21 protein-coding genes are annotated in these 24260 nt (G+C 59.1%); 2 read left to right on the top strand and 19 right to left on the bottom strand.

Annotation, left to right across the window (positions count from 1 at the left end):
* Positions 1-41 precede the first annotated feature (41 nt).
* The 11 genes from VB144_15545 to rpmE form a co-directional block, all read right to left on the bottom strand.
* A complete protein-coding gene (locus tag VB144_15545; protein MEA4885041.1) occupies positions 42-1073 on the bottom strand; it encodes an MraY family glycosyltransferase in 1032 nt (343 codons plus the stop codon).
* 43 nt (positions 1074-1116) lie between these two features.
* Complete coding sequence (locus VB144_15540; protein ID MEA4885040.1) at positions 1117-1602, bottom strand: cytidine/deoxycytidylate deaminase family protein; 486 nt, start codon at positions 1600-1602, stop codon at positions 1117-1119.
* 2 nt (positions 1603-1604) lie between these two features.
* The gene (gene upp, locus VB144_15535; GenBank protein MEA4885039.1) at positions 1605-2234 is read right to left on the bottom strand and encodes a uracil phosphoribosyltransferase; all 630 of its coding nucleotides are present in this window, start codon (positions 2232-2234) and stop codon (positions 1605-1607) included.
* Between the two features lie 2 nt (positions 2235-2236).
* Positions 2237-2689 carry a ribose 5-phosphate isomerase B gene (gene rpiB / locus VB144_15530; GenBank protein MEA4885038.1) on the bottom strand — a complete coding sequence of 151 codons (453 nt, stop codon included), beginning with the start codon at positions 2687-2689 and terminating at the stop codon, positions 2237-2239.
* Positions 2686-3174, bottom strand: coding sequence for a low molecular weight protein arginine phosphatase (locus VB144_15525; GenBank protein ID MEA4885037.1), 489 nt, complete (start codon positions 3172-3174; stop codon positions 2686-2688). The genes rpiB and VB144_15525 overlap by 4 nt, the downstream gene beginning before the upstream one ends.
* A gap of 46 nt (positions 3175-3220) precedes the next feature.
* Positions 3221-4309 (bottom strand): L-threonylcarbamoyladenylate synthase, encoded by a 1089-nt coding sequence (locus VB144_15520; protein MEA4885036.1) that lies wholly within the window; start codon positions 4307-4309, stop codon positions 3221-3223.
* 18 nt (positions 4310-4327) lie between these two features.
* A complete protein-coding gene (gene prmC, locus VB144_15515; protein MEA4885035.1) occupies positions 4328-5230 on the bottom strand; it encodes a peptide chain release factor N(5)-glutamine methyltransferase in 903 nt (300 codons plus the stop codon).
* A 4-nt stretch (positions 5231-5234) separates the two neighbouring features.
* Entirely contained in the window at positions 5235-6302 is a 1068-nt protein-coding gene (gene prfA / locus VB144_15510; protein ID MEA4885034.1) for a peptide chain release factor 1, read from the bottom strand.
* Positions 6296-7192, bottom strand: coding sequence for a DUF1385 domain-containing protein (locus tag VB144_15505; protein MEA4885033.1), 897 nt, complete (start codon positions 7190-7192; stop codon positions 6296-6298). Before VB144_15505 ends, prfA begins: the two co-directional genes overlap by 7 nt.
* Positions 7192-7812 carry a thymidine kinase gene (locus tag VB144_15500; protein ID MEA4885032.1) on the bottom strand — a complete coding sequence of 207 codons (621 nt, stop codon included), beginning with the start codon at positions 7810-7812 and terminating at the stop codon, positions 7192-7194. Before VB144_15500 ends, VB144_15505 begins: the two co-directional genes overlap by 1 nt.
* 122 nt (positions 7813-7934) lie before the next feature.
* The gene (gene rpmE, locus VB144_15495; GenBank protein ID MEA4885031.1) at positions 7935-8132 is read right to left on the bottom strand and encodes a 50S ribosomal protein L31; all 198 of its coding nucleotides are present in this window, start codon (positions 8130-8132) and stop codon (positions 7935-7937) included.
* Between the two features lie 259 nt (positions 8133-8391).
* On the opposite strand from rpmE, the gene VB144_15490 reads away from it, so the two are divergent.
* Positions 8392-8568, top strand: coding sequence for a hypothetical protein (locus VB144_15490; protein MEA4885030.1), 177 nt, complete (start codon positions 8392-8394; stop codon positions 8566-8568).
* Between the two features lie 229 nt (positions 8569-8797).
* On the top strand, positions 8798-11290 hold the full coding sequence (locus VB144_15485; protein MEA4885029.1) for a glycoside hydrolase family 31 protein: 2493 nt from the start codon (positions 8798-8800) through the stop codon (positions 11288-11290).
* Positions 11291-11398: 108 nt separating this feature from the next.
* On the opposite strand, the gene VB144_15480 is transcribed toward VB144_15485, so the two are convergent.
* The 8 genes from VB144_15480 to VB144_15445 all read right to left on the bottom strand — a co-directional run bounded on the left by VB144_15480 (position 11399) and on the right by VB144_15445 (position 24169).
* Positions 11399-12217: an ABC transporter permease gene (locus VB144_15480; protein MEA4885028.1), complete on the bottom strand. Its 819-nt coding sequence runs from the start codon at positions 12215-12217 to the stop codon at positions 11399-11401.
* Complete coding sequence (locus tag VB144_15475; GenBank protein MEA4885027.1) at positions 12210-13076, bottom strand: ABC transporter ATP-binding protein; 867 nt, start codon at positions 13074-13076, stop codon at positions 12210-12212. The genes VB144_15480 and VB144_15475 overlap by 8 nt, the downstream gene beginning before the upstream one ends.
* Before the next feature lie 363 nt (positions 13077-13439).
* Entirely contained in the window at positions 13440-14618 is a 1179-nt protein-coding gene (locus VB144_15470; GenBank protein ID MEA4885026.1) for a Ger(x)C family spore germination C-terminal domain-containing protein, read from the bottom strand.
* Positions 14615-15739, bottom strand: a complete 1125-nt coding sequence (locus VB144_15465; protein MEA4885025.1) for a GerAB/ArcD/ProY family transporter — start codon at positions 15737-15739, stop codon at positions 14615-14617. Before VB144_15465 ends, VB144_15470 begins: the two co-directional genes overlap by 4 nt.
* Positions 15732-17258 carry a spore germination protein gene (locus tag VB144_15460; protein MEA4885024.1) on the bottom strand — a complete coding sequence of 509 codons (1527 nt, stop codon included), beginning with the start codon at positions 17256-17258 and terminating at the stop codon, positions 15732-15734. Before VB144_15460 ends, VB144_15465 begins: the two co-directional genes overlap by 8 nt.
* Positions 17259-17421: 163 nt before the next feature.
* Entirely contained in the window at positions 17422-18609 is a 1188-nt protein-coding gene (locus VB144_15455; protein MEA4885023.1) for a class I SAM-dependent rRNA methyltransferase, read from the bottom strand.
* Positions 18610-20001, bottom strand: coding sequence for an FAD-dependent oxidoreductase (locus tag VB144_15450; GenBank protein MEA4885022.1), 1392 nt, complete (start codon positions 19999-20001; stop codon positions 18610-18612).
* Positions 20002-20086: 85 nt separating this feature from the next.
* A complete protein-coding gene (locus VB144_15445; GenBank protein MEA4885021.1) occupies positions 20087-24169 on the bottom strand; it encodes a fibronectin type III domain-containing protein in 4083 nt (1360 codons plus the stop codon).
* Between the last annotated feature and the right edge of the window lie 91 nt (positions 24170-24260).

The following is a 24260-nucleotide window of genomic DNA, read 5'->3' as shown; positions in this document are numbered from 1 at the left end:
GCGGGGCTGCAGCGCCTCGGGACCCAGGCGCACGCCAAGTTCTACCGGGTCAACTTGTGTCGGGAATCGACCTTGAGCACGCCAGACCTCTCACCAACCAGCACAACAGCGCCGAGGGCGGTGAGAGCGCCTCCAACACCGATGCGGGGGTCGACTACAACTACACCACACGCCGCAGCGGCCAGGAACCCGCTGACCATATAGAGTGTCAGAACTGCCTGCCTCTGAGTCATTCCCATCGCGAGAAGCCTATGGTGGACGTGATCACGATCGCCAGTTGCCACAGAAACGTGCTCTTTCACTCGCCGGAAAATCGCAAAGGCTGTATCGAGAATTGGAACCCCCATCACCAGAACGGGAACGAGCAGAGCCAGGGTGGCAGGCCTCTTGAGCGCGCCCATGGCGGATATTCCGGCAACCGTGAAGCCCAGGAACATCGCTCCTGCATCGCCCATGAATATCTTCGCCGGGTTGAAGTTGAAATACAGGAATCCCAGGGCGCTGCCTGCCAGGCTCAAGCAGAGCACAACCAGCCTTTCCTGCCCCTTTCCGAACGCAGCGAAAGCCATGGCCAGTGCTCCAATTGCAGAGACCCCCGCAGCAAGCCCATCCAGACCATCGAGGAAGTTCACTACGTTCGAGAAAGCGACTACCCAGAACACAGTGACTGGGATCGACAGAACCCCGAGGTAGTACATTCCCCCGAACGGGCTCGTCACGAACTCGATTTTCACTCCGAACATAGTGAGGACCAGGGCTGCCGCGATCTGCCCGAGAAGCTTTGGAAGCGGCCTAAGCTCCAGAATGTCGTCAGCCACGCCTACCGCAACAATGACTCCGCCGCCGATGATAAGGCCCACCGTGTTTCTGTCGAGTTTCGTGAAAAGCATGGCCGCGGCCGAGAAGGCAATGTACATGCCGACACCCCCAAGAAGAGCCACAGGCGCGGTATGCACACGTCTCTCTCTTGGGCGATCAACGATATCGCGGCGGATAGCGTAAGCCCTAACCTGTGGGGTCAGAAGCAATGCACATGCAGTAGAGAACAGTATTGCTCCCAAGTACCTAATCACGTCAACGCACTCCCGTGAACCAGATATGATGCCCCCGTCCAGCCTATTCCTGGGCGGAATGGCCGCCTTTCAGCGACACCACTTCGATGCCAGCTTCACGCATCATCTCATATGACATTGTATCAGGGTATTCTCCGGAATACACTATACTGGCTATACCCGCATTTATGAGCATCTTGGCACAGACCACGCACGGCTGATGCGTACAGTATACGGTGGCGCCAGACACCGCCACTCCGTGCACAGCGGCCTGGATTATCACATTCTGCTCTGCATGAAGGCCGCGGCACAGCTCATGCCGCTCACCAGACGCCACGTGCAGCTGCGCACGCATACAGCCAATCGTTGCACAGTGGGCAAGCCCACTAGGAGCGCCGTTGTATCCAGTGGCCAGGATCTGCCTATCCCGAACAGCCACCGCGCCGACTCGCCTTCGCAGGCACGTGGAGCGTTTCGCCACCACCTCTGCGATCTCCATAAAGTAGTCGTCCCACGCGGGACGGCCGGTGGAGCCGGGTTTTGCTTCCATGGTCATTTCGTCCCGAACAGCCTGTCGCCGGCATCGCCTAGGCCAGGCACGATATAGCCGTGGGAATTCAACTTCTCATCTATCGCCGCAACGTATACTTCGGTATCAGGGTGCTTACTCTGAACCATCTGAATTCCCTCTGGGGCCGCGATGAGGTTCACGAGCTTGATATTGGTCGCACCCCGGTCTTTAGCAAACTGAATGGCTGCACATGCAGAGCCTCCAGTGGCCAGCATCGGGTCTAGCATGATGAGCTCCCGCTCGGCCACATCCGGCGGAAGCTTACAGTAGTATTCGACAGGGCGAAGGGTATCAGGGTCACGGTACAGGCCTATGTGCCCTACCTTCGCCGTTGGAATCAGCCTGAGAATGCCATCCACCATTCCAAGTCCGGCCCGTAAAATGGCCACCACGCCGACTTTCTTGCCCGCTAGCTGTGTTCCCGTGGCCCTCCCAATAGGAGTCTCCACCTCAACGGTCTGCAGAGGCATGTCGCGAGTCACCTCGTACGCCATGAGCATGGCGACCTCCGAAACCAAATCCCTGAAGTCCTTGGGTCCAGTGCTCTTGTCCCGGATAAGCGTTATCTTGTGCTGAATCAATGGATGATCTATTACGTGAACTTGTCCCATCGTTAGCACCCCCAATGGCCTTGTTCCGCCTCTGTGATCTTCCTCACCCTATCGGCGTGCCGCCCCCCCGCGAACTCGGTCTCGAGGAACGCGTCGACCATGCGAAGTATAGCATACGACGCCGTAGTGCGGGAACCCACTGCAAGTATGTTTGCGTCATTGTGCTCACGCGCCATCCTGGCAGTGAAGTCATCATGACACAGGGCCGCCCTCACGCCTCGCACCTTGTTCGCCGCGATCGACATCCCGATGCCCGTCCCACACACGAGGATTCCGCGGTCTGCCTCGCCACTGGCGACCACCCTAGCCGCCGCAACTGCAATATCCGGGTAATCCACACTCTCAGTGGAGTACGCGCCGAAATCACGTACCTCGTGGCCAGCCTCGGTTAGCCTCTTCACAACCTCACACTTGACTTCGTAGCCCGCGTGGTCGGAACCCACCGCTATCCTCAACTTACATCGCCTCGATCCTCGTTCAGGTACTTGCGCAGCGCAGCCTCTATCTGGTCCCTCGTGCGCTCATACTCATCTAGCGACCCTCCGTATGGGTCGGGAATGTTGTGATCTGCCAGTGTTCGAGTGCGGTCGGCCGCATTCGGATCAAGCTCGACGGCCCGTGCCGCGTGCTTGACCTCCATCGCCAGGATCACATCCGCCTTCGATATGATCTCGCGAGTGAGCGCTCGGGAGCGGTGGCCCGACAGATCCAGCCCGATCCTGGCCAATGCCGCGATGGCCTTCTGCGACGCAGACATCCCGTCAACTGCCGCTGCCCCCGCCGATTCGACCACCGTATCGGCGGCATCACCCGAAGGACTGCCCATCGCGGCGCCCGAGCGCAGCAGCATGCTCCTGAGCATCACCTCTGCCATCGGGCTCCTGCAGGTGTTCCCGCCGCATATTACCAGTATCCTCCGGCTCACCGAATCCACCACCATTTTCTGCACTTCTCTAAGAAGGCGCCGATATCCTTCCGCGCCGGTCTTATCTCACGATTTTCCCACCAGCCGCCCGCTCCAGCCTGTTCATGATGGCGAGCCCCAACCCAGCGCGGCTGTACGATTCAGCCAGTATGATGTCGACATCCGCCTGATCCAGCCTGCGCATGCCATCGAAGAGGGCCGATGCCACCGAGCTAAGATCGGCCCTTGACCCTACCTCTGCGACCACTGCCCTCACGCCGACCGCACCTAGCGCGAGCGCCGTCTCGGATGTAATCAGAAGCCCTACTCGTCTGCCAGCCGAATTCTCAATGGCCGCCCGCCGAGCGACCGCATCTACCTGGGTTTTCCAGTCTCCTAGGTACAGCCACAGGTCTGCACGGGGAGCATAGTGCTTGTAACGCAGACCGGGCGATTTGACCGGTCCAGTGGCCTCAATGCCCGTGGATGGAAGGACATCAGTCTCTGGGATCACCCTTCTGATCGCCTCGACGGTCGCGCCCCCGGGACGCAGAATCAGGGGGGGCCACACAGTCATGTCAATGACAGTAGACTCCACGCCGATTCCCGCGGGGCCAGCGTCCACCAGCATCTCAACTCTCCCTGCGAGATCGGCCCATACGTGGTCAGCAGAGGTCGGGCTCGGCCTGCCGGATATGTTCGCAGATGGAGCGGCTATCGGGAGGCCTGACGCCCGGATCAGTGCCGCCGCTGCCGGATGGGACGGCATTCTCACCGCCACGGTGGCAAGCCCCGCGCTCACCTGTTCGGGAACTAGCTTCCCTCGGGGAAGGACCATCGTGAGAGGGCCGGGCCAGAACTCGCGCGCGAGGGCCCAAGCTGACGCCGGGACTGACTCGGCCACAGAGTGCACCGCCTCAATCTCCGCAATGTGCACTATGAGCGGATTGTCCTGTGGTCGGCCCTTGGCAACGAAAATACGGGCCACGGCGCGCCCGTCAAGTGCATTCGCGCCAAGCCCGTATACGGTCTCTGTTGGGAATGCAACCAGCCCGCCCCGTCTGATGATGTCCGCTGCATCCGCAAGCCGGGCCTCTAGAACCGGAGCAGGCATGCAAGGGTCCACGCTCATTCGTTGTGTGGAGATGCGACTCTCCTGGATGTCACTCATCTCTGTCACTCATCTCTATTACTCGTCCCCATTACTGTTCCTTGCCGTCCTTCCGATGATAACCCGATCTACTCCCGAGTAATCCTGCCGAAGCGAGATGTCGCGGAGGCCCGAGTCTGCCAGTAGCTCGGCGATGCGCGCTGCCTGCCCGTCTCCTGCTTCCAGCGCCACTATTCCACCCGGCTCAAGGTGTGCAGCTGCACCCGCGGCGATCCTTCGGTACAACTCAAGGCCGTCCGGGCCGCCATCAAGCGCCAGGCGGGGTTCGTATTTGGAGATCTCAGGCTGAAGACCAGGGATATCTCCCGAAGGTATGTAGGGAGGGTTCGACACGATTACATCGACCCGCTCCCACTCGGGCGCCGCGAGCGCCTGGAAAAGGTCGCCGCTTCCCAGCACGACTTGCTGTTCAAGCCCAAGCCTCGACACGTTCTGGGCTGCAACCTCCAGGGCGTCTCGGGAAATGTCTGTAGCCAATATCCTGGCCCCAGGCAAGATCTTCGCGAGGGCGCACGCAATCGCGCCACTGCCAGTGCCGATATCCGCGATTCTCGGGGCGCTCATACCCGCATCAGCGATCTCATCCCGCGTGGCCTCCACCAGAATCTCCGTATCAGGCCCTGGGATCAGCACCCTGCCATCGACCTGGAACTCGACCGACATGAACTCCTTCACGCCGGTGATGTAGGCCACAGGGACTCTAGACGCGCGCTTGGCGATCTCCTCCCGGTAACGCGACAGCTCCGAGAGGGCCAGCGGGCGATCATACTCCACATACAGCCGAATCCTATCCATGCCGAGAATTCGTGCTAGCAGAACCTCCGCATCTAGCCTGGGAGACTCAACCCCTCGTGCACCCAGGAAGTCCGCCGCAAGTTTAAGCACGTCAAGCAGCTGAGGATTGGGTTTCGAAACACCCATCAGGCTACTCCGCCTTCTTCAATCTCTCACTCTGATCGTTGATGACCAGAGCCTCGATCAGTTCATCCAAATCGCCATCAAGCACCGCGGCAAGCTGGTGAGTCGTTAACCCAATTCGGTGATCGGTGACGCGAGTCTGGGGGAAATTGTACGTCCTGATCCGTTCGCTGCGCTCACCCGTCCCCACCTGGCTCTTGCGAGCCTCCGCGATCCCGGACTGCTGCTCATTCTCATATCTATCTAGGAGCCTGGCCCTCAGCACCTTCAATGCCTTATCCTTGTTCTTGTGCTGCGATTTCTCATCCTGGCAGGTAACGACCATGCCCGTGGGGATGTGCGTCACGCGCACCGCAGAGTCGGTAGTATTCACGCTCTGCCCTCCATGGCCCGTCGACCGATACACATCGATCCGAAGGTCATTCGGATCGATCTGCACGTCGACCTCTTCCGCCTCCGGGAGCACTGCGACCGTGGCTGTTGACGTGTGTATCCTGCCTGATGCCTCTGTTTCAGGGACGCGCTGAACCCTGTGCACACCGCTTTCGAACTTCATGCGGCTGTACACCCGATCACCGGAGATCATGAAGATCGCTTCCTTGAACCCGCCGAGTTCAGTCGGGTTCAGGTTCATGTTCTCCAGTTGCCACCCGTTTCGTTCCGCATATCGAGTGTACATGCGGTACAAACTCCCCGCGAACAGTGCGGCCTCGTCGCCGCCGGTCCCACCCCTGATCTCCACTATGACGTTCTTCTCGTCCAGTGGGTCAGCTGGCAGAAGGAGCACCCGGAGCTTATCCTCCAGTGCCGAACGGCGCTCCTCGAGCGAGGCAAGTTCAACCTCGGCCATCTCCTTGAGCTCTGGGTCTTTCTCCTCACGAAGCATCTCATCAGTTGACTCAATCCCTGCCATGACTGCCTTCAGATCGCGGTACGCAGAGACTATATCGTTCAGCCCGGAATGAGCTTTGCTGACCTTCCTGAACTCCTGCTGATCGGTGACTATGCTTGGATCAGACAGTCTCCTCTCCAGCTCTTCGTAAGTTTGTTCTATGGCCTGCAGCTTTTCTAGCATGACTGGCCCTCCACCATGGAATTGCGCGACTCGTCCTTCTCAATGACTGCCGTGAGCGATGCTATAGCCACCTCAAGCATCGAGTCCTCAGGCTCCCTCGTTGTAAGCCGTTGAAGCGCGAGCCCTGGCGCCGTCATCCATCGGACCACCGCCGGCGCATTTGGCCTTCCGCTGAACTTCAGCAGCTCATAGGATATCCCGGCGAGAACGGGAAGCAATGCAATTCTGCTGACTATCCTCATCAGCAGCGTCTGTTTGCCAAGGAGGGTGTAAACGAGAATGCTGACCACCATCACGATGAGGAGAAAACTGGTTCCACATCTCGGATGAAGGGTGGTATGCCTTCTCGCGTTCTCCACTGTGAGGGCTTCACCGGCCTCCCAGGCGGCTATGGTCTTGTGCTCAGCGCCGTGGTACGCGAAGACGCGCTGGATGTCCTTGATGCTCGATATCACAGTGATGTACACAAGGAAGATCCCTACCCGTAGCACTCCCTCTATGAGGTTCACCAGAACCACGCTATTCAGTCGCTTCTGGATCATGGTTACAAGCACGTTGGGCAGGACAATGAACAGCAGGATGAAGAGTCCAAGGGCAACCACAAGTGTAAGTGCTATCTCGCCGCCTGAAAGCTGCTCATCCTCGCCTGATGACTCGTTCGCCGACCACATGAGGGTCTGCATGCCAAGTATCAGCGACTCGATCAGCATCACTGTCCCTCTGACGAATGCGAGCTTGAGAATCGCCGGCCGATGGGAGCTATCGAGGTCCCGCATATCCAGAGAGATCGTGCCGTCCTGCTTTCGGACTGCGGTGGCGGCGCAATCCCGCCCCCTCATCATTACGCCCTCAATAACAGCCTGGCCTCCGTACTGGAATCGAGGTTTCACTATCTGTTACCTCCTGTTTGCACCGTATCTGTCCGAGAGGGGCGCCCCGGGACCTCGTGGCATCTTCTGCATCTGGCCTCGTACGCCTCACTCGCTCCGATCAGCACCTGAGCATCAGTGTAGTTGGCAGGCCTGCCATCGATTATCCTCTGGGTCCTCGTCGCGGGATTCCCGCATTTGACGCATATGGCCTGCAATTTCGACACATACTCCGCCCGAGCAAGCAGCTCAGGCATGCAGCCAAAAGGCTCGCCACGGAAATCGCAGTCCAAACCGGCCACTATCACGCGGACCCCGCGGTCCGCAAGCCGCACGCACAGTTCCACTATGCCGCTATCGAAGAACTGAACCTCATCGATGGCAACCACCTGCACATCGCTAGGGATGACCGACCCCGCCTCTGCGGAATCCCTCACCGGTATGCATTCTATCTTATCCCCGCCGTGGGACACAACATCGTTGGTTGAGAACCGGACGTCTATGCCAGGTTTCAGTGCGGCGACTCGTTGCCGTGCAATCTTCGCCCTCTTCACCCTGCGGATGAGTTCCTCACTCTTCCCGCTGAACATCGACCCGCAGATGACCTCGATCCAGCCAGTTCCCTGAATCGTACCCTGCACAGCTATCCCCCCTGCATCATGCGATGCCCGAAAAAGCCGGAGCCCATGAGGACCCCGACCCTGCAAGCCTCTTGGGGGTGGCCCCACGCCATGTAGTGGAACCGCCCCCAAGCAAGAATCGACTAGAGGTTGTGTTTCTTTCGGAACTTCTCCACACGACCGCCGGTGTCGACGATCCTCTGGATGCCCGTTGAGAACGGATGGCACTTGGAGCATATGTCGACTCTTAGGTTCTCCCTGGTGGCCCCCGTCTCGAATGTCGCGCCGCAAGCGCAGGTGACCTTTGTGATGTAGAACTTGGGATGGATGTTATCCTTCAACCTCTTCACCTCCGAGGAACATGCTCGCCTCGAAAATACGACCGATTTAGTATAGCATACCTTACAGGTGCGTTCAATTGCTACCGCGCAGGCCTGTTATGCGTCTGTGATATTGTCCTCCTTGAGCGCGACTGAGATAATGTCCCCTATGAACAAGGGGGACGTCATCCTGACGGAAAAGGCCTTGCATTTTCACTGAATGCGCTCCAGATGCTCTCAGTCGCACGCCATGTGCCCGGAAACACTGAGGCGCCCAGCCTTGCTTGATGACTCGTCCGGAGAGATGGTCCAGATTGCTCCAACGGGTGGTCAATATCACTCCACCAAAGAGCAGAAGCTGAACCGCAAGTATCCACCCAGCGTCACTCACCCGTCGGTGACCTCCGTATCGCTCAGAAACTGCGGCCAGAATATGGAAAACCTGGGCTCAGGATAGCTCCGCACGCCCTCAAAACACGTCCTGATGCCGTGGATGGCCAATTGTAGTCCAGCGAAGCGTGAAGGCTGCAGACAAAGTGACCAGGAGGTGAATCAAGACGGTCCATTCTTTCATCTCAGTGAACCTCCTGCGGCTTGCCCTGCGGAAGGGTTATGCTGAGCGTTCTCGAATTACCAAAGAATATGCCATTCTCATCGTTTTTCAGGTGATGCTTGGAGGGTATGCCATGCCGCACATTGGATTCGCCCGCGTTGGACCTATTGCACGCTCCTCGACGACCGCCGCCGGGATCGTCCTCGAGGCTCCTGAGTCGCACATCGAAGTCACGGCCATCACAGAGGATCTCATACGCGTTCACATGACCTACCTGCAGAACGGGCTGCCCAGTCATGGCAGTGCAGCCGGATCGTTCTCCGTGGAGGACGCTGCGTGGCCCACTGTGAACGTGATCGTCGAGGATGGCCCGGAGTCTGCGCGCCTTTCTACTGGAAAGGTAGAGGTGGAGATCGAAAAGAACCCACTTCGCATCGTGTTCCGCCGTCCTGACGGCAGCCTCATATGCGCCGACTCCGAGGATTCCGGCATGGGCTGGCATGCGGGCGGTGCAGGCTGTTTCAAGTCGTTTGCCCCTGACTCCCACTTCTACGGCTTCGGCGAGAAGATGGGGTTCCTCGACAAGCGCGGTTCAGCCATGATGATGTGGAACACAGATGTCAACCCCCACAACCCCGACACAGATCCACTCTACATGTCGATCCCGTTCTTCATCGGATTCTCCAAAGGATCGTTCTACGGGATCTTCCTGGATACAGCCGCCAGATCCACATTCAACATGGGCAAACCGTCGCCTGCGCCGTTTCACTCTAGGATTGACCTGCCGGAGCAGGTGATCCCTGATGTCGACCCTGGGGAGTACTGGTTCGGCGCGTTCGAGAATGAGCTGGACTACTACTTCTTCTCTGGCCCCGCGATGCCGGACGTGGTGCGCCGATATTCCGACCTCACCGGCCGAATGCAGCTCCCTCCGTTATGGGCCTTGGGCTACCACCAGTGCCGGTTCAGCTATAACCCCGCAAGCCAGGTGCTTGATGTCGCCCGCGCGTTTCGCAGGTCGGATATCCCGTGCGATGCGATATACCTAGACATCGACTACATGGACGGATTCCGCGTGTTCACGTTCGACCCCGAGACGTTTCCTGACCCCAAGAGTCTTGTGGATGAACTGGCCTACGAGGGGTTCAATGTGGTCACAATAGTCGACCCAGGGGTGAAGGTGGATCCGAAGAGCAAGGTGTACAGAGAGGGCAAATCAAGAGGGTGCTACGTCAAGAGACCTGATGGGACCGAATTCCACGGCGCCGTGTGGCCTGGCGTTGTGGCCTTCCCGGATTTCGCCCGTGCAGACGTGAGAGAATGGTGGGCCGGTAATCACGCCACGCTGTTTGGCGCAGGAGTTCGCGGAATATGGAACGACATGAACGAGCCGGCCTGCTTTGATACTGAGTCGAAGACAATGGACCTTGACGCCCTCCATGGCGAGCCAGGTTCGGAGGTCGCCCACTGCCATGTGCATAACGCTTACGGAAATCTCATGGCGAAGGCCACCCAGGAGGCATTCCGAACTCTCCTTCCGATTGTGAGGCCGTTCATCATCACCAGGGCAGGCTGCGGTGGGATACAGCGAGACGCCTGTGTATGGACTGGCGACAACTCCAGCTGGTGGGAGCACCTTCTCACATCTGTTCCGATGTGCCTGAACATGAGCATGTCGGGAGTATCGTTAGTAGGGTCTGACGTGGGAGGATTCATGGGCGATTCCGATCCGGAGCTCGTAACGCGCTGGACACAGCTTGGCGCCTTTGTTCCCCTCTTCAGAAATCACTCCATGATCCGGTCAGCGCCACAGGAGCCCTACGCGCTCGGCGAGCCCTACACATCCATATGCCGCAAGTTCATCAAGCTCAGATACAGGCTAATACCATACCTCTACACCTTGATGCGCCAATGCGCAGAAGACGGAACGCCAGTGATGCGCCCCATGGTGTACGAGTTCCCCGCCGATGAACGCGCTCACACCATGTATGACCAGTACATGCTCGGCCGTGACATCATGGTGGCCCCGGTGTATCAGCCTGGCGCGGAACACCGAATAGTGTATTTCCCTGAGGGCAGGTGGGGTGAACTCCTCACCGGGCAGGTGTTCACGAGTGTCGGAGAGCATCTCCTCATAGATAGCCCTATCGACAGGATTCCGGTATTCCTCCGGGAAGGCGCCGTGCTGCCATGGGGCCGCCAGATGAACCACGTGAGAGAGAGAGTTCAGGCAATCGAGATCGCCGATCTGTTTCCATCAGCCTCGATCCCGCGCGGCCAGTTCTCTATGTATGTTGACGATGGCGCGTCCTTGGACTATCGGAAAGGCGAGTTCGGATTCATCGACCTCTCCTATGCGCTTTCCGAATGTGGAACCATAACCGCAGACATCCGCTCCAGAGATGAAAATTACCCCTGCACCCGACCTCTCGGCGTGATAAGGGTATGGGACAGGCCCGGACCGCCCGCGCGAATCACAGTAAACGGCAAGCGGCTTGCGGAGATCCCGAACATGCAGGAGTTGGCATCCGGAACCCCCGGCTATTTCTACGACAGCTCCTGCCGCAGGCTGTCGATTGGAGTTCACGCTCCAGCCAGCACGCTCAGCATACTCATTGAGCAGTAAATGGCCCGCAGAACCGAGGTGGGCTCGAAACCCCGGATCAAGTCCGGAGGTTCGAGCCCACCTCATTCTCGACTGCATATCTGCCATCTCGCTGCCATCTCGCTGCCATCATCCGTTTCTCTTCAGCTTTCCGGTGCGCATCGCGTACTCCTCGGCGAGCTCAAACAGGCGGAAACCGAGGGGAATCAGGATAATGCCCATGGCCAGAAGCCTGAGGATATCCGGCATTAGCTGCCTCACTCCGGCGCCATCGAGCAGAGCAGCCCTGGCGGCACGGAGCGTATACGTTGCTGGCGATATTGCGGAGAGCGGCCTGAGCCACGCAGGCAGTACCGACACGTCGTAGTACACCCCGGACGCGAGGAGAACTACAGCCTGGAAAATGTGAGCGGCCTGCGATCCCTTCTCCGGCGAGATCAGTGGCAGCACTGCAGCCGCAAGCCCCATCCCTATGAATGCCAGACTCGATGCCGCTAGTGTCAGCAACGCGCCTGAGAGGTTCGCCCCGGCAAGCGATATCCTGAACACCAGGGTCACGGCCACAAGACACACTATTGTACGGACGAATCCGTACAGGATCCCCCAGAAACACACTCCCATCATGTAAGTTCTTCTAGGTTGCGGCGCCATGAATGAGTATTCGATGGTGCCCTCCCATCTCTCCCAGGCGACCGACTCCGCCACCTCATGGAACAGCACCGACAGAAAGCCCCACAGCAGAGCCCCAGCCACTAGGAATAGAACCCTCTGGTTCATGGTCTCGGCAGGTCCGCTCACTCCGATGAACCCTATGGTCAGCACGTTGACTACCTCGTACACCACGTAGACGAATTCCCATCCGAAGTAGCGTCGGAGAAGGTTGACGTTTCGCTGTACCAAGGCGTAGCTGGATTTCACCTCTTCAGCAAATGATAACATGTCAGTCATCCCCTTCAGGGTCCTCGAGCGCGAGGTCCTTCCCAGTCAGCTTGAAGAAGACCTCCTCTAGAGTGGGGAGGCCCCCTCCGCCATCGGAGAACCGCGCCTTCAGGTTGTCTGGAGTGTCCATGGCCACGAACTGGCCGTTGTCGATAACGGCTACCCGATCGCAGAGGCGATCCGCCTCCTGCATGTCATGGGTGGTGAGGATCACGGTTGTGTCGTGAGTATCCCTCACCTCAAGCACGAAGTCCTGCACTTCCCGTTTGGACACCGGGTCAAGGCCAGTGGTGGGCTCATCCAGAAGCAGCAACGCCGGAGAGGTAAGGAGAGCCCTGGCCACTGCGACCTTCTGCTGCATCCCGCGGGACAGATTCTCCAGAGATGCGTTCATCTTTCGCTCGGGAAATCCGAGCCGCAAGAGGATCTCCGCGGCGCGCTTCTTTCCATCTCTCACATTCACCCCATACAGCCTCGCCGCATACTCCAGGTTCTCCATCGCAGACAGCTTCTTGAAGAAGGCTGCTTCCACCGATACGCGGTTAATGCACCTCCGCACCTCCAGCCGGTTGCCAACCACATCCCGGCCGAACACGGTGATCGTTCCGGAATCAGGCAGCAGCAGAGTGGAGATCAGGCGCACGAGCGTGGACTTGCCAGAGCCGTTGGGCCCAAGAATGCCGAAGATCTCGCCTTTCTCTACCTCAAACGTGATATCCCGTACTGCCTCCACCTTCACCCGCTTTGGTGCAACCATCTCTACGAGCCGCGCGCCTATCGTGCGGCGCCGGGCGGAAGCGCGGCCGCGCTCCGTCTCTTCGAGACACTCCGTAAAGGCCTTGTGAGCATGGAGGCATTCAATAGCCACCGACAATATAACCCCTCCTGGTTCATAAGCTGATCTATCTCCGAACGCACAAGCCACGGCCAGATCTGCAGCAGGAGAAGAAAACACGAAGGCCGCGAGCTCAGCGCCCGCGGCCTGGTATGCGCGTTCTAGCAGCGCATCATTCCAGCCTGAGACGTACCGAGCCGACGTTGGCATTTCCGTACGCAGCTATCCCATCGACAGCACGCGCGCCACTAATATCGATACGGCAGAAGATGATTGCCCTGTTCATCGGTTCGGCCTCCTTTCATTGCGCATCGCTGGAACAACACAGCAACGTTAGTATAAACCAGGAGCAAATCTCCAGTCAAGTAGGCAATCGCGATATCCACGATTTGCGATCTATCTCATCAAACCCGCCCGCGTCAGGTCCACGGAAACCCTGAACTCCACATCCAGCGAAGGATAGACCTGTTTGAACTCGTCAAACGACATCTCTGGCATGTTGGGCCTCACATGGTGGTATAACCTCATGGCGTCGGAGTTCAGGCCCTGCAGGTACGAGAGTATTGAGCGGAGGCGCTTTTCCATATGCTTCTCCACAACTCCGGCCAATCTCTTGAGATCATCCCGGTCCATCAGGCCAAGCCGCAAGGCCCCGGAATCCATCAGGCGACCCGAGGCGCGGACATCTATTGCGATCGCGGGCTGACCATGTCGTCTCGCTGCCTTGACCCGCGGGGTGACACCGGATAGGCGCACCACGATGTCCCTATCACCATCCCTTACTCTGATCACTCCGCCTTTGGAGCCTCCGGACGATACTGAGTCGAGCAGAATCGCATCCTCGGGGTCCACTATGCCCACGCGTTTTGTTCCGTCATATGCGGCTACGCCGGCGAAGTAGAGCTCATACACGTTGCGCTCGCCACTGCCGATCATGTCAATGATCGGCAGTGTGATGTCGCCGGTCTTGTTGCGCAGGATGGCTGCGATCTCCCAGATCTGTCTGAACTGGATCGATCCAAGCCCCAGCTCACTTTGGGCCTGCATGCCGGATATGTGATCAGCCAGGTCTCGGCCTCCTGAGAGCTGGACTCTGAACAGGCTTGCGGGGTTCTCGTGAGTTGTGAACACAAGTGGAGTCAGCGGCACGTAGGGGGAGAACATGATCGCCGACAACGCTCGGGCCAGATCGCAGGGCAGAACAGTGCTGCCGATCACCAGGTACTCAAGCGCCGAAAGGTCGAGAATGCCCCCGCCTCGGCTTCGCAGCGTCGCCATGGCTTCCTCCGCATACATGCCGATTCCCGTGGCAACCTCGGGTCTGGGGGCTCCCGAGGGCGAAGTGCCCGACCCGGCGCCCCCTGACTGTCCCGACGGTTGTTCCCGCCCGGGGAATGTCGGAATCCTCACGGTGACTGCCACCATGGGTTCACTGGGATCGCCAACAGATTCGATCCCGATCATTCCTACAAACCCTCGCTTGTCAACATCAACTGCATCCCAGCATCCACTGGTCATGACTGCGAGCACAAGCGCGGCTCCGGCCAACACGCCTCTTTGCGCAGCTAGTCTCATCTGGGCGATCTTCCTCTACCTCCTGATCCTCTGGCCATGGCTACGATCGCCAGGATGATCGTGATTCCCACGATGGCTGCACTCAACACCATCCATACCTGTAATGACTGCATCAGCATGTACATGTCCTTGAAAACGAAGGGCGATGCCACGATGATCGCTGTCAGGGCCAGCACGGCCCATGGATGAGGGCTGCTCCGCGCGGGGGATACGAGATCGGTAATGGTCTGAGCTGCGCTGTAGAAGTAGGAAAACGCGGCTATCACCATCACAAATCGGAGAAGCATTGCGAGAATGAAGTCGACTCGCCGGACTGGTATGTTCAGCGTTTTCGGCGCAACGACCTCCATGAACGACGCTGCCGGGTAAGTCAGATCCTCCGCCATTGGCCAGCCGAGCACTAACACTGGATAGCACACGAATGTGAAGAACGCTGGAACAGCCGCAAGTGTCCCTGCGATGCTGGCCACGAGTGTCGTCCGACCACGAGGGTTCATCACCGGGCCAGTTATCAAGGCCATAAGATAGCCGTGATACATCCCTATAGTCATCATCGCCAGCATGAACGGATTCGCAGCGACCTCCTCTATCCGAAACGGAATCAGGTTCGTCAGATCCAGCCTGTGCGAGAATACAGGCCCGACCCACATGAAGATGCTAATCGGCAGTATGAGGAAGAGCAGAGAGTCGGACAGCCTCACGAGAGTCTTCAGCCCGCACAGCGATACCATGGCGATGATCACTGCGGTGGACCCGACCAGAACACTGAGTGGAGTCGCAACCAGCACAGTGCTTGACATGTAGTGAGCGAACACCACTGCGTTTGCCGCGGCGCCGCCCGTCCAGAACACAGTGTAGAGGAGCAGAAGCGGCGCCGCAATCACCTTGCCCACAACCTTGGGAAGGAATTGCCCGACCCGATCCCCTGGGTGCTTCGCGTGCAGAGAGTACACCGCCCACGCTCCCGCTGAAGCTGGAAGCGCGGCAGCAAGAGTCACCACCCACGCTGAACGTCCACACATGCTGTACAGCAGTTGCGGAATGAACAGGTGGTTTGCGCAGATGGTGTACTGCATGATGAGCCAGGCTGCCTCCGGCCAGCTCACATACTGACTACTCATTTCCCGTCGCGGCCCGCTCATCCGCCCGCTGCCTCCGCTGGAGTTCGGCAGATAGCTCGGGAGGCATGATCATGATGGTGTCCTTTGCAATCGCGTTCCACCTCCAAGGGGCAAATGGCGACAGATACGACACACCAAGCACATCGATGGAACACAGGTAGGTGAGGAGCAGCAGGCCAGCAGTTGCAATGCCGTATATCCCCGCGAATGCGGCGAACGCTGTATACACGTACTTGGCCATCCTCCACGACAGCCCGTTTTGGTAGTTCGGTATGAGGAAGGACCCGATGGCCGTTATTGCCACCACGATGATCATCACTGCACTGACCAGTTTGGCCTGTGCCGCAGCGGTTCCGAGTATCAGGCCCCCCACAACGGTGGCAGCCCCTCCTACGTACGTGGGAAGCCTGGTGCTGGCCTCCGAGAGCATCTCAAGAGCGATATCCATGATGAGCACTTCCACCACTGGAGGGTAAGGCACTCCCATCCGAGATGACGCCAGAGTGCTGATGGCGCTCGGCGGAAGGATGCCGGGGTTGAATGAAGCCAGACCCACGTAGATCCCAGGCGCCATCGTGGCCATGATCCACCCGGCAAACCGCACCGATCGAAGAAGAAGGGAGTGAATGCTCAGGTTGTAATAGTCCTCACTGGCCTGGAAGAAAGTCACGAGCTGCACTGGCACGGCGAGGGCGAATGCGGAGTTATCGCATAGCACAACCACCCTGCCTTGCACAATGCCGGCACATGCCCGGTCGGCCCTCTCAGTTGATATGGCCGTTGGGAACAGGCTCCATCTTCTCATGGTCAGATAGGGCACGAGGAAAGCACTGTCGATTATGTCGGGCGCGTCCACCTGCCCGAGCCTGCGGATGACCTCGTCCACCACATCCTTCGACGCCTTGCCCTCCATGTAGCACACGGCCACTTCGGTGTGGGTGTCGCTGCCCACGGTCGTGCAGTGCACGCGCAGGCGCCTATCCCTCATCCGTTGGCGCAAGAGCGCGATATTGTCGATGAGCTTCTCAGTAAAAGCGTCACGCGGGCCTCTCACAGAAGGCTCGGAAATCGGAGGAGTCACCTGTCGGCACACTCCTCGCGCCAGATCCAGCAGATAGGGCGCAGTGCGACCGTCCACCGCAAGCGCCGCCTGCCCTGACAATAGCGCGTCGATGGCGAAGTCGAGGTTCTCGGCCGACGACAGCCCGGCCACTGGCACGACCGCTCCCAGTGCTTCCTCAGTCTTGAGATCGTTCGCGGAAATGGACTCCATGGGCTCGAGGACGTCGCGCCTGATTGAGACATCGTCAACCAATGACCCGAGGAACAGCAGTATCGCGCCATGGCGCAATGACCTTACGATGAGGTCGGGCGGAGCGCCCAGGGCAGCCACTATGTAGTCCGCCTGACTCCGAGCCTCGGCCCCTGCGGGTGGAGGCACGCGCGATGCGCCGGGCGAGCCTGATGCGTGAGACACGCCAGAATCGCCGGGCGAAGCGCCGGGGGAAGCGTTCGTCATAGAGTTCCCATGCACGCTGCCGCGCAAATGCAATGGGCGGGCGGATATCGGAGTCGGCTTGCGCATGCGCACCACCTCACGCAACAAGATCCAGTTCCCCGTATTATCCCCCGCCCGCTCTGATTCCACGCAGCCTACGAGGACCTGTGAAGGCCCAATCAGGCTACATCACCTGTAGAACCAGGAACTTGAGGTATTTCGTTTCAGGCACGCCCACCATGATGGGGTGATCGCGGGACTGGGTGCGAACTTCAACCAGTCTCGCGCGGCGCCCCGCATCGGCGATAGCAGACTCCACAATCGATATGAAAGCGCCCTCATCCACATGATGCGAGCAAGATGATGTGATGAGGAATCCACCTTCGCGCAGGGCCTTGCAGGCCCTGAGGTTGATCTCCTTGTAGCCTCTTGCCGCGGCCTCAGCAGCGCTTCGCGATTTGGCGAAGGCCGGTGGATCCAGTATCACCACATCGTACGGTTCGCGCTGCCCCTTCGTCACCTCAACTGAAGTCTCCCTCAGCAGGTCAAAGGCATTCCCGGCGACAAATGAAGATCTGCCGCCGAGCCCGTTTCGCTCCGCATTGGACCTGGCGTCCTCGACCGCGCGAGTGGATATGTCGATTCCGACCGTTTCCATCGCTCCGTACCCCGCTGCATGCACTGCAAATGCGCCTGTATGGCAGAAACAGTCGAGCACCCTGGCATTGTCGCAGTAGGGGGCCATCGATGCCCTGTTCTCCCGCTGATCGAGGAAGTGGCCTGTCTTCTGCCCATGTGCAATGTCGATTCTGAAGGCAAAGCCGTTCTCGATCACGTCCACGCCGGTATCGAAGGGTTCTGTCATGAAACCGCAACGTTGCGCCAGCCCTTCATGCTCCCTGGACCTCACATCGCTTCTCTCGTAGGCCCGCTCGAGCCCTGAGATCTCAAGCGCCTCCCTAAGCAGAAGGTCGCGACGCTCCTCCATGCCGAGCGTGAGGATCTGGAACACCAGGCAGTCGCCGTACCTGTCGATTACAAGCCCAGGCAGGCTGTCTCCTTCAGAGTGGACCAATCTGACTGAGCCTACTCCCGGTGCGACAATCTGCCTGTAACGAAAGGCCTCCGCGAGCTTCGCGCGAAACCAAAACTCATCTACAGGCTCGTTCTTCCAGGTCAGGATTCTGACGATGATCTGAGAAATCCGGTTCATGTAGCCCCGTCCGATGAACGCCCCTGTCGCGCTCTCCACGTCCACGATGTCGCCGTCCCGCGGATTGCCAACGACATCTGAGACCTCGCCCTGGTAAACCCATGGGTGCCCTGACCTGGCCCGCCCGTCGCGGCCCTTTCTCAGCCGCACGGCGCCCATCTATGCCCCTCCGGCGCGCGCCAGGATCTCTCTCGCCGCCACCACACCCGAGGCCGAAGCCTGCATAAGACCGCGAGTCACTCCCGCTCCATCTCCAGCAGCAAAGAGATTCTTCACCTGAGTCTCCAGAGCGGAAGTAAGCTCGAGCCTGTTGGAGTAGAACTTCACCTCAACACCGTATAGCAGGGTGTTCCGCGAATAGACCCCGGGTGCGATCTTGTCAAGCGCCTGCAGCATCTCGATTATGTCCACCAGGTGCCGATATGGGAAAACCAGGCTGAGGTCTCCCGGGGTGGCATCCTTCAGAGTAGGAGTCACCGTGCCCTTCCTCAGCCTATCCTGGGTCGTGCGCCTCCCAGTAATCAGATCCCCAAGCCTCTGAACGAGCACTCCGCCAGCCAGAAGGTTCGCGAGCCCAGCAACGTATTTTCCATACAGAATCGGCTCCTTAAACGGCTCAGTGAACGTCTTGCTCACCAGCAGGGCGAAGTTTGTGTTCTCAGTCGTGCAGTCGGAATACGTGTGCCCGTTCACAGTGACGAGGCCCGCATTGTTTTCAGTCACGACTTCACCATGGGGACACATGCAGAATGTACGGACCTTATCATCGAAAGAGCGAGAGTAGTACACGAGTTTGGACTCGTATACGACCTCGGTTATGTGTTCCATCACTGCCGCAGGCAGTTCCACCCTCACTCCGATGTCCACCGGGTTGATGGCCGTTCGGAGCCTCAACAACGCCGCCTGCTCAGCAAGCCAGGCAGCTCCCTCCCGGCCAGGCGCTACGATCACGTACTTCCCCTGAACAAACTGGCCGCGGGATGTCTCGATTCCATCCACGACCCCATTCATCGCGACGATCGTTCTCGCCTGCGTGGAAAGATCGATATCCACTCGCCCCTCAAGACGCTCACGCATTCCAGACAGTATGCGCGCGGTCCTTCCGGTGCCCAGGTGCCTTATCTTGGCCGGAACAAGCGCAAGATCCGCCAATGTGGCGCGATCCTTCAGCGCGGCGATCTTCTCGTCCTCCTCGCCCCACACCGAGTCTGGAGCGCCGTACTCCAGGTACACTTCATCCACCTGTTTCATCAGGTCAATCAGCCGTTCCTTGCCGATGTAGTTGTCAAGCATCCCGCCCACGTCGGTGGACAGAGTCAGCTTCCCGTCGCTGAACGCGCCGGCGCCGCCCCACCCCGAAACCACGCTGCATGGATCACATCGGAGGCACACGCCGCTCTTCTGCAATGCCGGGCAGACTCTTCCTTCAATACCGCGGCCCTTCTCGACTATCAGGATCCTGAGGCTGCTCTTAAGGGCAAGCTCAAGGGCTGCGAAGATGCCGGCGGGCCCTGCTCCAACAACTATCACATCATACGCCGTTCCGCCCAACTTCCGTACTCCCTCCGTGACATCCGACTGCCGCACCCCTGCGGGTGCGGCAGTCGGGCCTGTTCAGCGGCCTGCGCGCCGCCGTCTACTTGCCGGTGTAGTATGCCTCGACCTCACGCACCTGGACTGGGACAGTCGGGTTCGATACCCTTCTGATCACGAAGCGAACCTTTGTGGCAGACACGACACTGAACGAGAACTCGAATGTCGCAGAGCTGCCCGAGGCCTTCAGGTATTTCTCCAACTGTCCCTTGGAGGCAACAGTCGCAACTTGGATCCAGCGTCCATTCGTTTCCACCTCCACCGACATGTCCATTGGGAAGTGCGCTGCATCGCACTGGAGCTTGATGCCGTTGATATTCTGTGCACGTGAGAACTCGATCATTAGCCATTCGGAAGTAGATCCGTCGCCAGGATTCCTGGCCTCCCAGAATGTGCTCGTGTTGCCGTCGTTCGCAAGCAGACTGGGTTTGCCTGGTCCAGCGGAATTCGCAGCAGCAAAGGACGATGCGCTCGCCCTCCCTCCGTTCGATGCCGCGGCCCAGTTCACCATCGTTCCACCTGGCGTAGGCGGTGGAGGCGGTGGAGGCGGAGGAGGCGGCGGGGGAGGAGGCGGCGGCGGCGCGCTGCCCTGGGTCGTGAATGAGTAGCCCGAGGAGACCGCCACATTCCCGGCCGCGTCCCTAGATACTACCTGATAATAATAGGTGGTTGCATCCCTGAGCCCTGTCAGCGCTACGCTGTGGCTCGTGCGCAGCGATCCCGGATTCACGGGGGTGACGATCACTGCCTTTGAGCCCACATCCCCCGCAGGCTGTGATGCCTCAGACGATGAGACTGACCTGTCACCCATGGAGCTGCTCATGCCTATCCCGGACAGCCCGAACTCCACAGTCGAGGTCGCAGATTCGTCGGTGTTCCACGTTATCGTGGCCGAGTTCGTGGCCACATTCGAGGATCGCACGTTCGTAATCCTCGGCGCACGCGTGTCGAGGGTGATCGAACTGGAGTACGTGCGGCTCACATTCGCATACATGTCGCGGAACTCAACATACACGGTCTTTGCGCCATCTCCAGGGGTGAACCTGTATGTCATCTGCGAGGCGTAGGGCTGCCAGCCAGTCCAGCCCCCCGCACCCTCCCTCAGGCGCATCTCAATCGGACCTCCCGAATCGGTCCGTGCCGAGATACTGAGCTGCACCGCAGTATATCTGGTGCATACTGCCCCATTATTGATGGAAATGCCTCCTGTAGGCGGGTTAGCGATGGGTGTTGTGTCAATGGTGATGTACGCATCGGTCTGCGTCTCATTGCCGACAGCGTCCCGCACCTTCACCGACACCATGCGCCTGCCGTCGCCCGCACTGAGTTGCCAGGAGACATACGTAGTGTAGCGCTGCCACGCACCGAACGAGGTGCGGTCATCTCTGATCGACATCTCCAGCGGCCCGCCAGAGTCATCCTGGGCAGTTATCTCAAGCTGCAGCAGCCGATTACTGGCAGATTGCGCTCCACCGTTGATCCGGAGCCTCACAGTTGGCGGTGTGAAGTCCTGCGGTTGCAGCCTGAATGTGAAATCCTGCGACTGAGCAAGGTTGCCCGCCGCATCCTGGGACATGACACGGAATCCGTACGTCACTCCTGTTCTGAGCCCGGACAATGTGACGGAGTGGGCGGTGACCATCTCGGCAAAGCCTACCTTTGCCGGAGTGCCGGACGTCCAGTATTCGACGTACGAATCGGAAGCCTCGTTTGTGGTCCATGTTACGGACGCGCTGCTGGTTCCGATCGCCTTCGCGTCCACACGGCTGATGGACGGGGGCATCGTGTCCATGGTGATCGACGAATCGGCCTGTGCCTCATTTCCAGCAGCATCACGCACGCGCACTGAGACGGTGCGCACCCCATCGACAGCCGATAGCTGCCAGGAAGCGTAGGCGCTATACGGCTGCCATGGTCCGAAGGACGACCTATCATCCCTTACGGTCATCTCCAGCGGTCCACCCGAATCGTCCTGAGCAGTGATCTCAAGCCGTATGCTTCTGCTGTTGGTGTAACGCGCACCGGAGTTTATCGTAAGCCTCACTGTAGGAGCAGTGGTATCCTGCTGGGCGATTCTGAGGGTCATATCAGCGGATTGCGAACGATTGCCCGCCGCATCCTGGGAAATGACCCTGTACCCGTAGGCAACACCAGTGCGAAGCCCGGAAATGGGCACCGAGTGAGCTGTGGTCATGTCGAAGTTTCCGGCTCTCTTCGGCGTTCCGGGCAGCAGGCCCGTCTGCCAGTACTCAACGAACGAATCGGAGGACTCATCAGTCACCCAGGAGACGACGACAAAGTCATACGCACCTCTGGCAGCCTGTATGCCTGAGATTACGGGCGGTCGGGTATCAGCGGGGACCTGCGAGGCCTCTGCTGACCCGTGGTTGCCTGCCCCATCCACCACCGACAGGAACACCTTGAACTGAGACTGGCCGTAGGCTGGCATCGCCACAGCGAATTCCCCTTGGTACCATGGGAACCAGCGCCAGTCCGCACCGTTGCTCGATAGCCAGAAGCCTGCTATCCCGCTTGCGTCGCTAGCGGAGAGGGTGATCCTGACTCTGTTGTCAGGAGTGTATCCGACCTGCTGCAACTGGGACATGCTTGCCTGAACCGTAGGCGGCGTGGTGTCGAGGGTAATTGAACCTGCTTCGCCGGGTATCACAGACCATAGGAACCCGCGGAACCTCACATACACTGTCTTCTGGCCATCGCCGGAAGACAGTGTCCACGCAAACTCCCCGTATTCTGCATCCTTCGCAAACCAGGTGCTCCAATTGGAGTTGTCATTCGAGAATGATACCTGCTTATACTCGCTGTACACAGCGAGTTTCACGTTGACGTTGTTGGTTGCCTTCGCGCCTTTGTTAATGACCACCCCTGAGAACGGCTTGATGCCGGATGTGGGGGTAACATCAACCGATCTCGGAGACAGCGAAAGCGCGCCGACCCCAGCAGGGCGTGCATCTGCCTCAATGCGCGGCTTGTAGATCTGGGCAATGCGGTTGGATGGGTTAATGCCGAGCGCATCGTTGATCGTAGTGAGACCAGCTCCGGCATTGCCCGATCTCCACTGGGCGATGGCCTTGAGTGTGAGAGCAGTGTCGGACCCGAAGACGGGCATAGCGTCAGCAAGCTCAGTGAAGACCTGCACCGCCCTTGTTGCCTGCCCCGATTCGAGGTAAGCGGAGCCTAGGCCGAACCTTGCCCGGATGAGTCCTGGGTTCGCGGTCGCTGCAGCGGCAAAGTAGTCAGCAGCAGTCGCTGGCTGGTCTGACAGTCTGTATATGTTTCCCAGCGCGTCCTTCGCGAGTATGGCATCGGAATCCCTGAATGCGGCCTGCCTGAAAGCATCGAGGGCAGCTGCGTGCGAACCTCGCATGGCTCGGGCATCACCTAGATGCTTCACTACGTATGCCGGAGCCTCTATGCCGTTCGCAGCCTGCGCGAAAAGCTGCTCCGCCGAATCGTACCTGCCGGCCCTGTGCTCAATAACCCCGGATGCATCCAACAGCAGCGGGTTCCACTGGTCAGCCCCGGCTGACCTTGCCGCAGTGATCACCGAGGATGCCGCCTGCACCTGATTGTCCTCAAGGTACGCCTGGGCCAACAGGGCCGCTGATGCAGGCGATGTGCGATCGAAGGCCACCGCTCGCTCCAGCGCAGCGCGGGCCTCAGCTTTCCTGCCTGAAGCGAAGTACAGCGCCCCCTGGCGATAGAACGCCTCATTATACGCAGGGGAATAGCTGACTGCCTTGGCGTACTCAGCTATTGCCTGGTCCAGGTCCTGGTATCCCCGATCCGCAAGCGGCGGAAACTCGAGAGACCTGACTGATTCCGACTCCGTCATCAGTTCCATCCGGTAGGCGAGAACCCGCCCCGCCCCGGACCGGAGTTCATACGAACGTCCTAGTCCAAAATGAGCCCTGGTATTGGCGGGTTCCAAAGCGATGGCCTGCCCGAACTCGCGTATCGCATCGTCAGCATACCCTTGGCTCAGATACTGCTCGCCCCTGACGATGTATTCGTAGGCCGATGACTGCGCGCCCGCTCCAACCGGTAGAATCATCAACGCGCAGAGCAACAAAGCCACAAGGAATGACGCGCGCCGTGTAGGATTCATTGCGCTTTCCCTCCCCCGTAGTGTGCGTGTCGTTCCCACGATTAGACGAGATCGCCAGGAAGTAGTTCCTCCAGAGCCCTGCCCGGCGAGT

This window comes from Clostridia bacterium (genome assembly GCA_034926675.1).
GTDB lineage: Bacteria > Bacillota > DTU025 > DTU025 > DTU025 > JAYFQW01.
The sequence above is the reverse complement of the archived record's forward strand: the minus strand, read 5'-3'. Positions and strand labels throughout refer to the sequence as shown.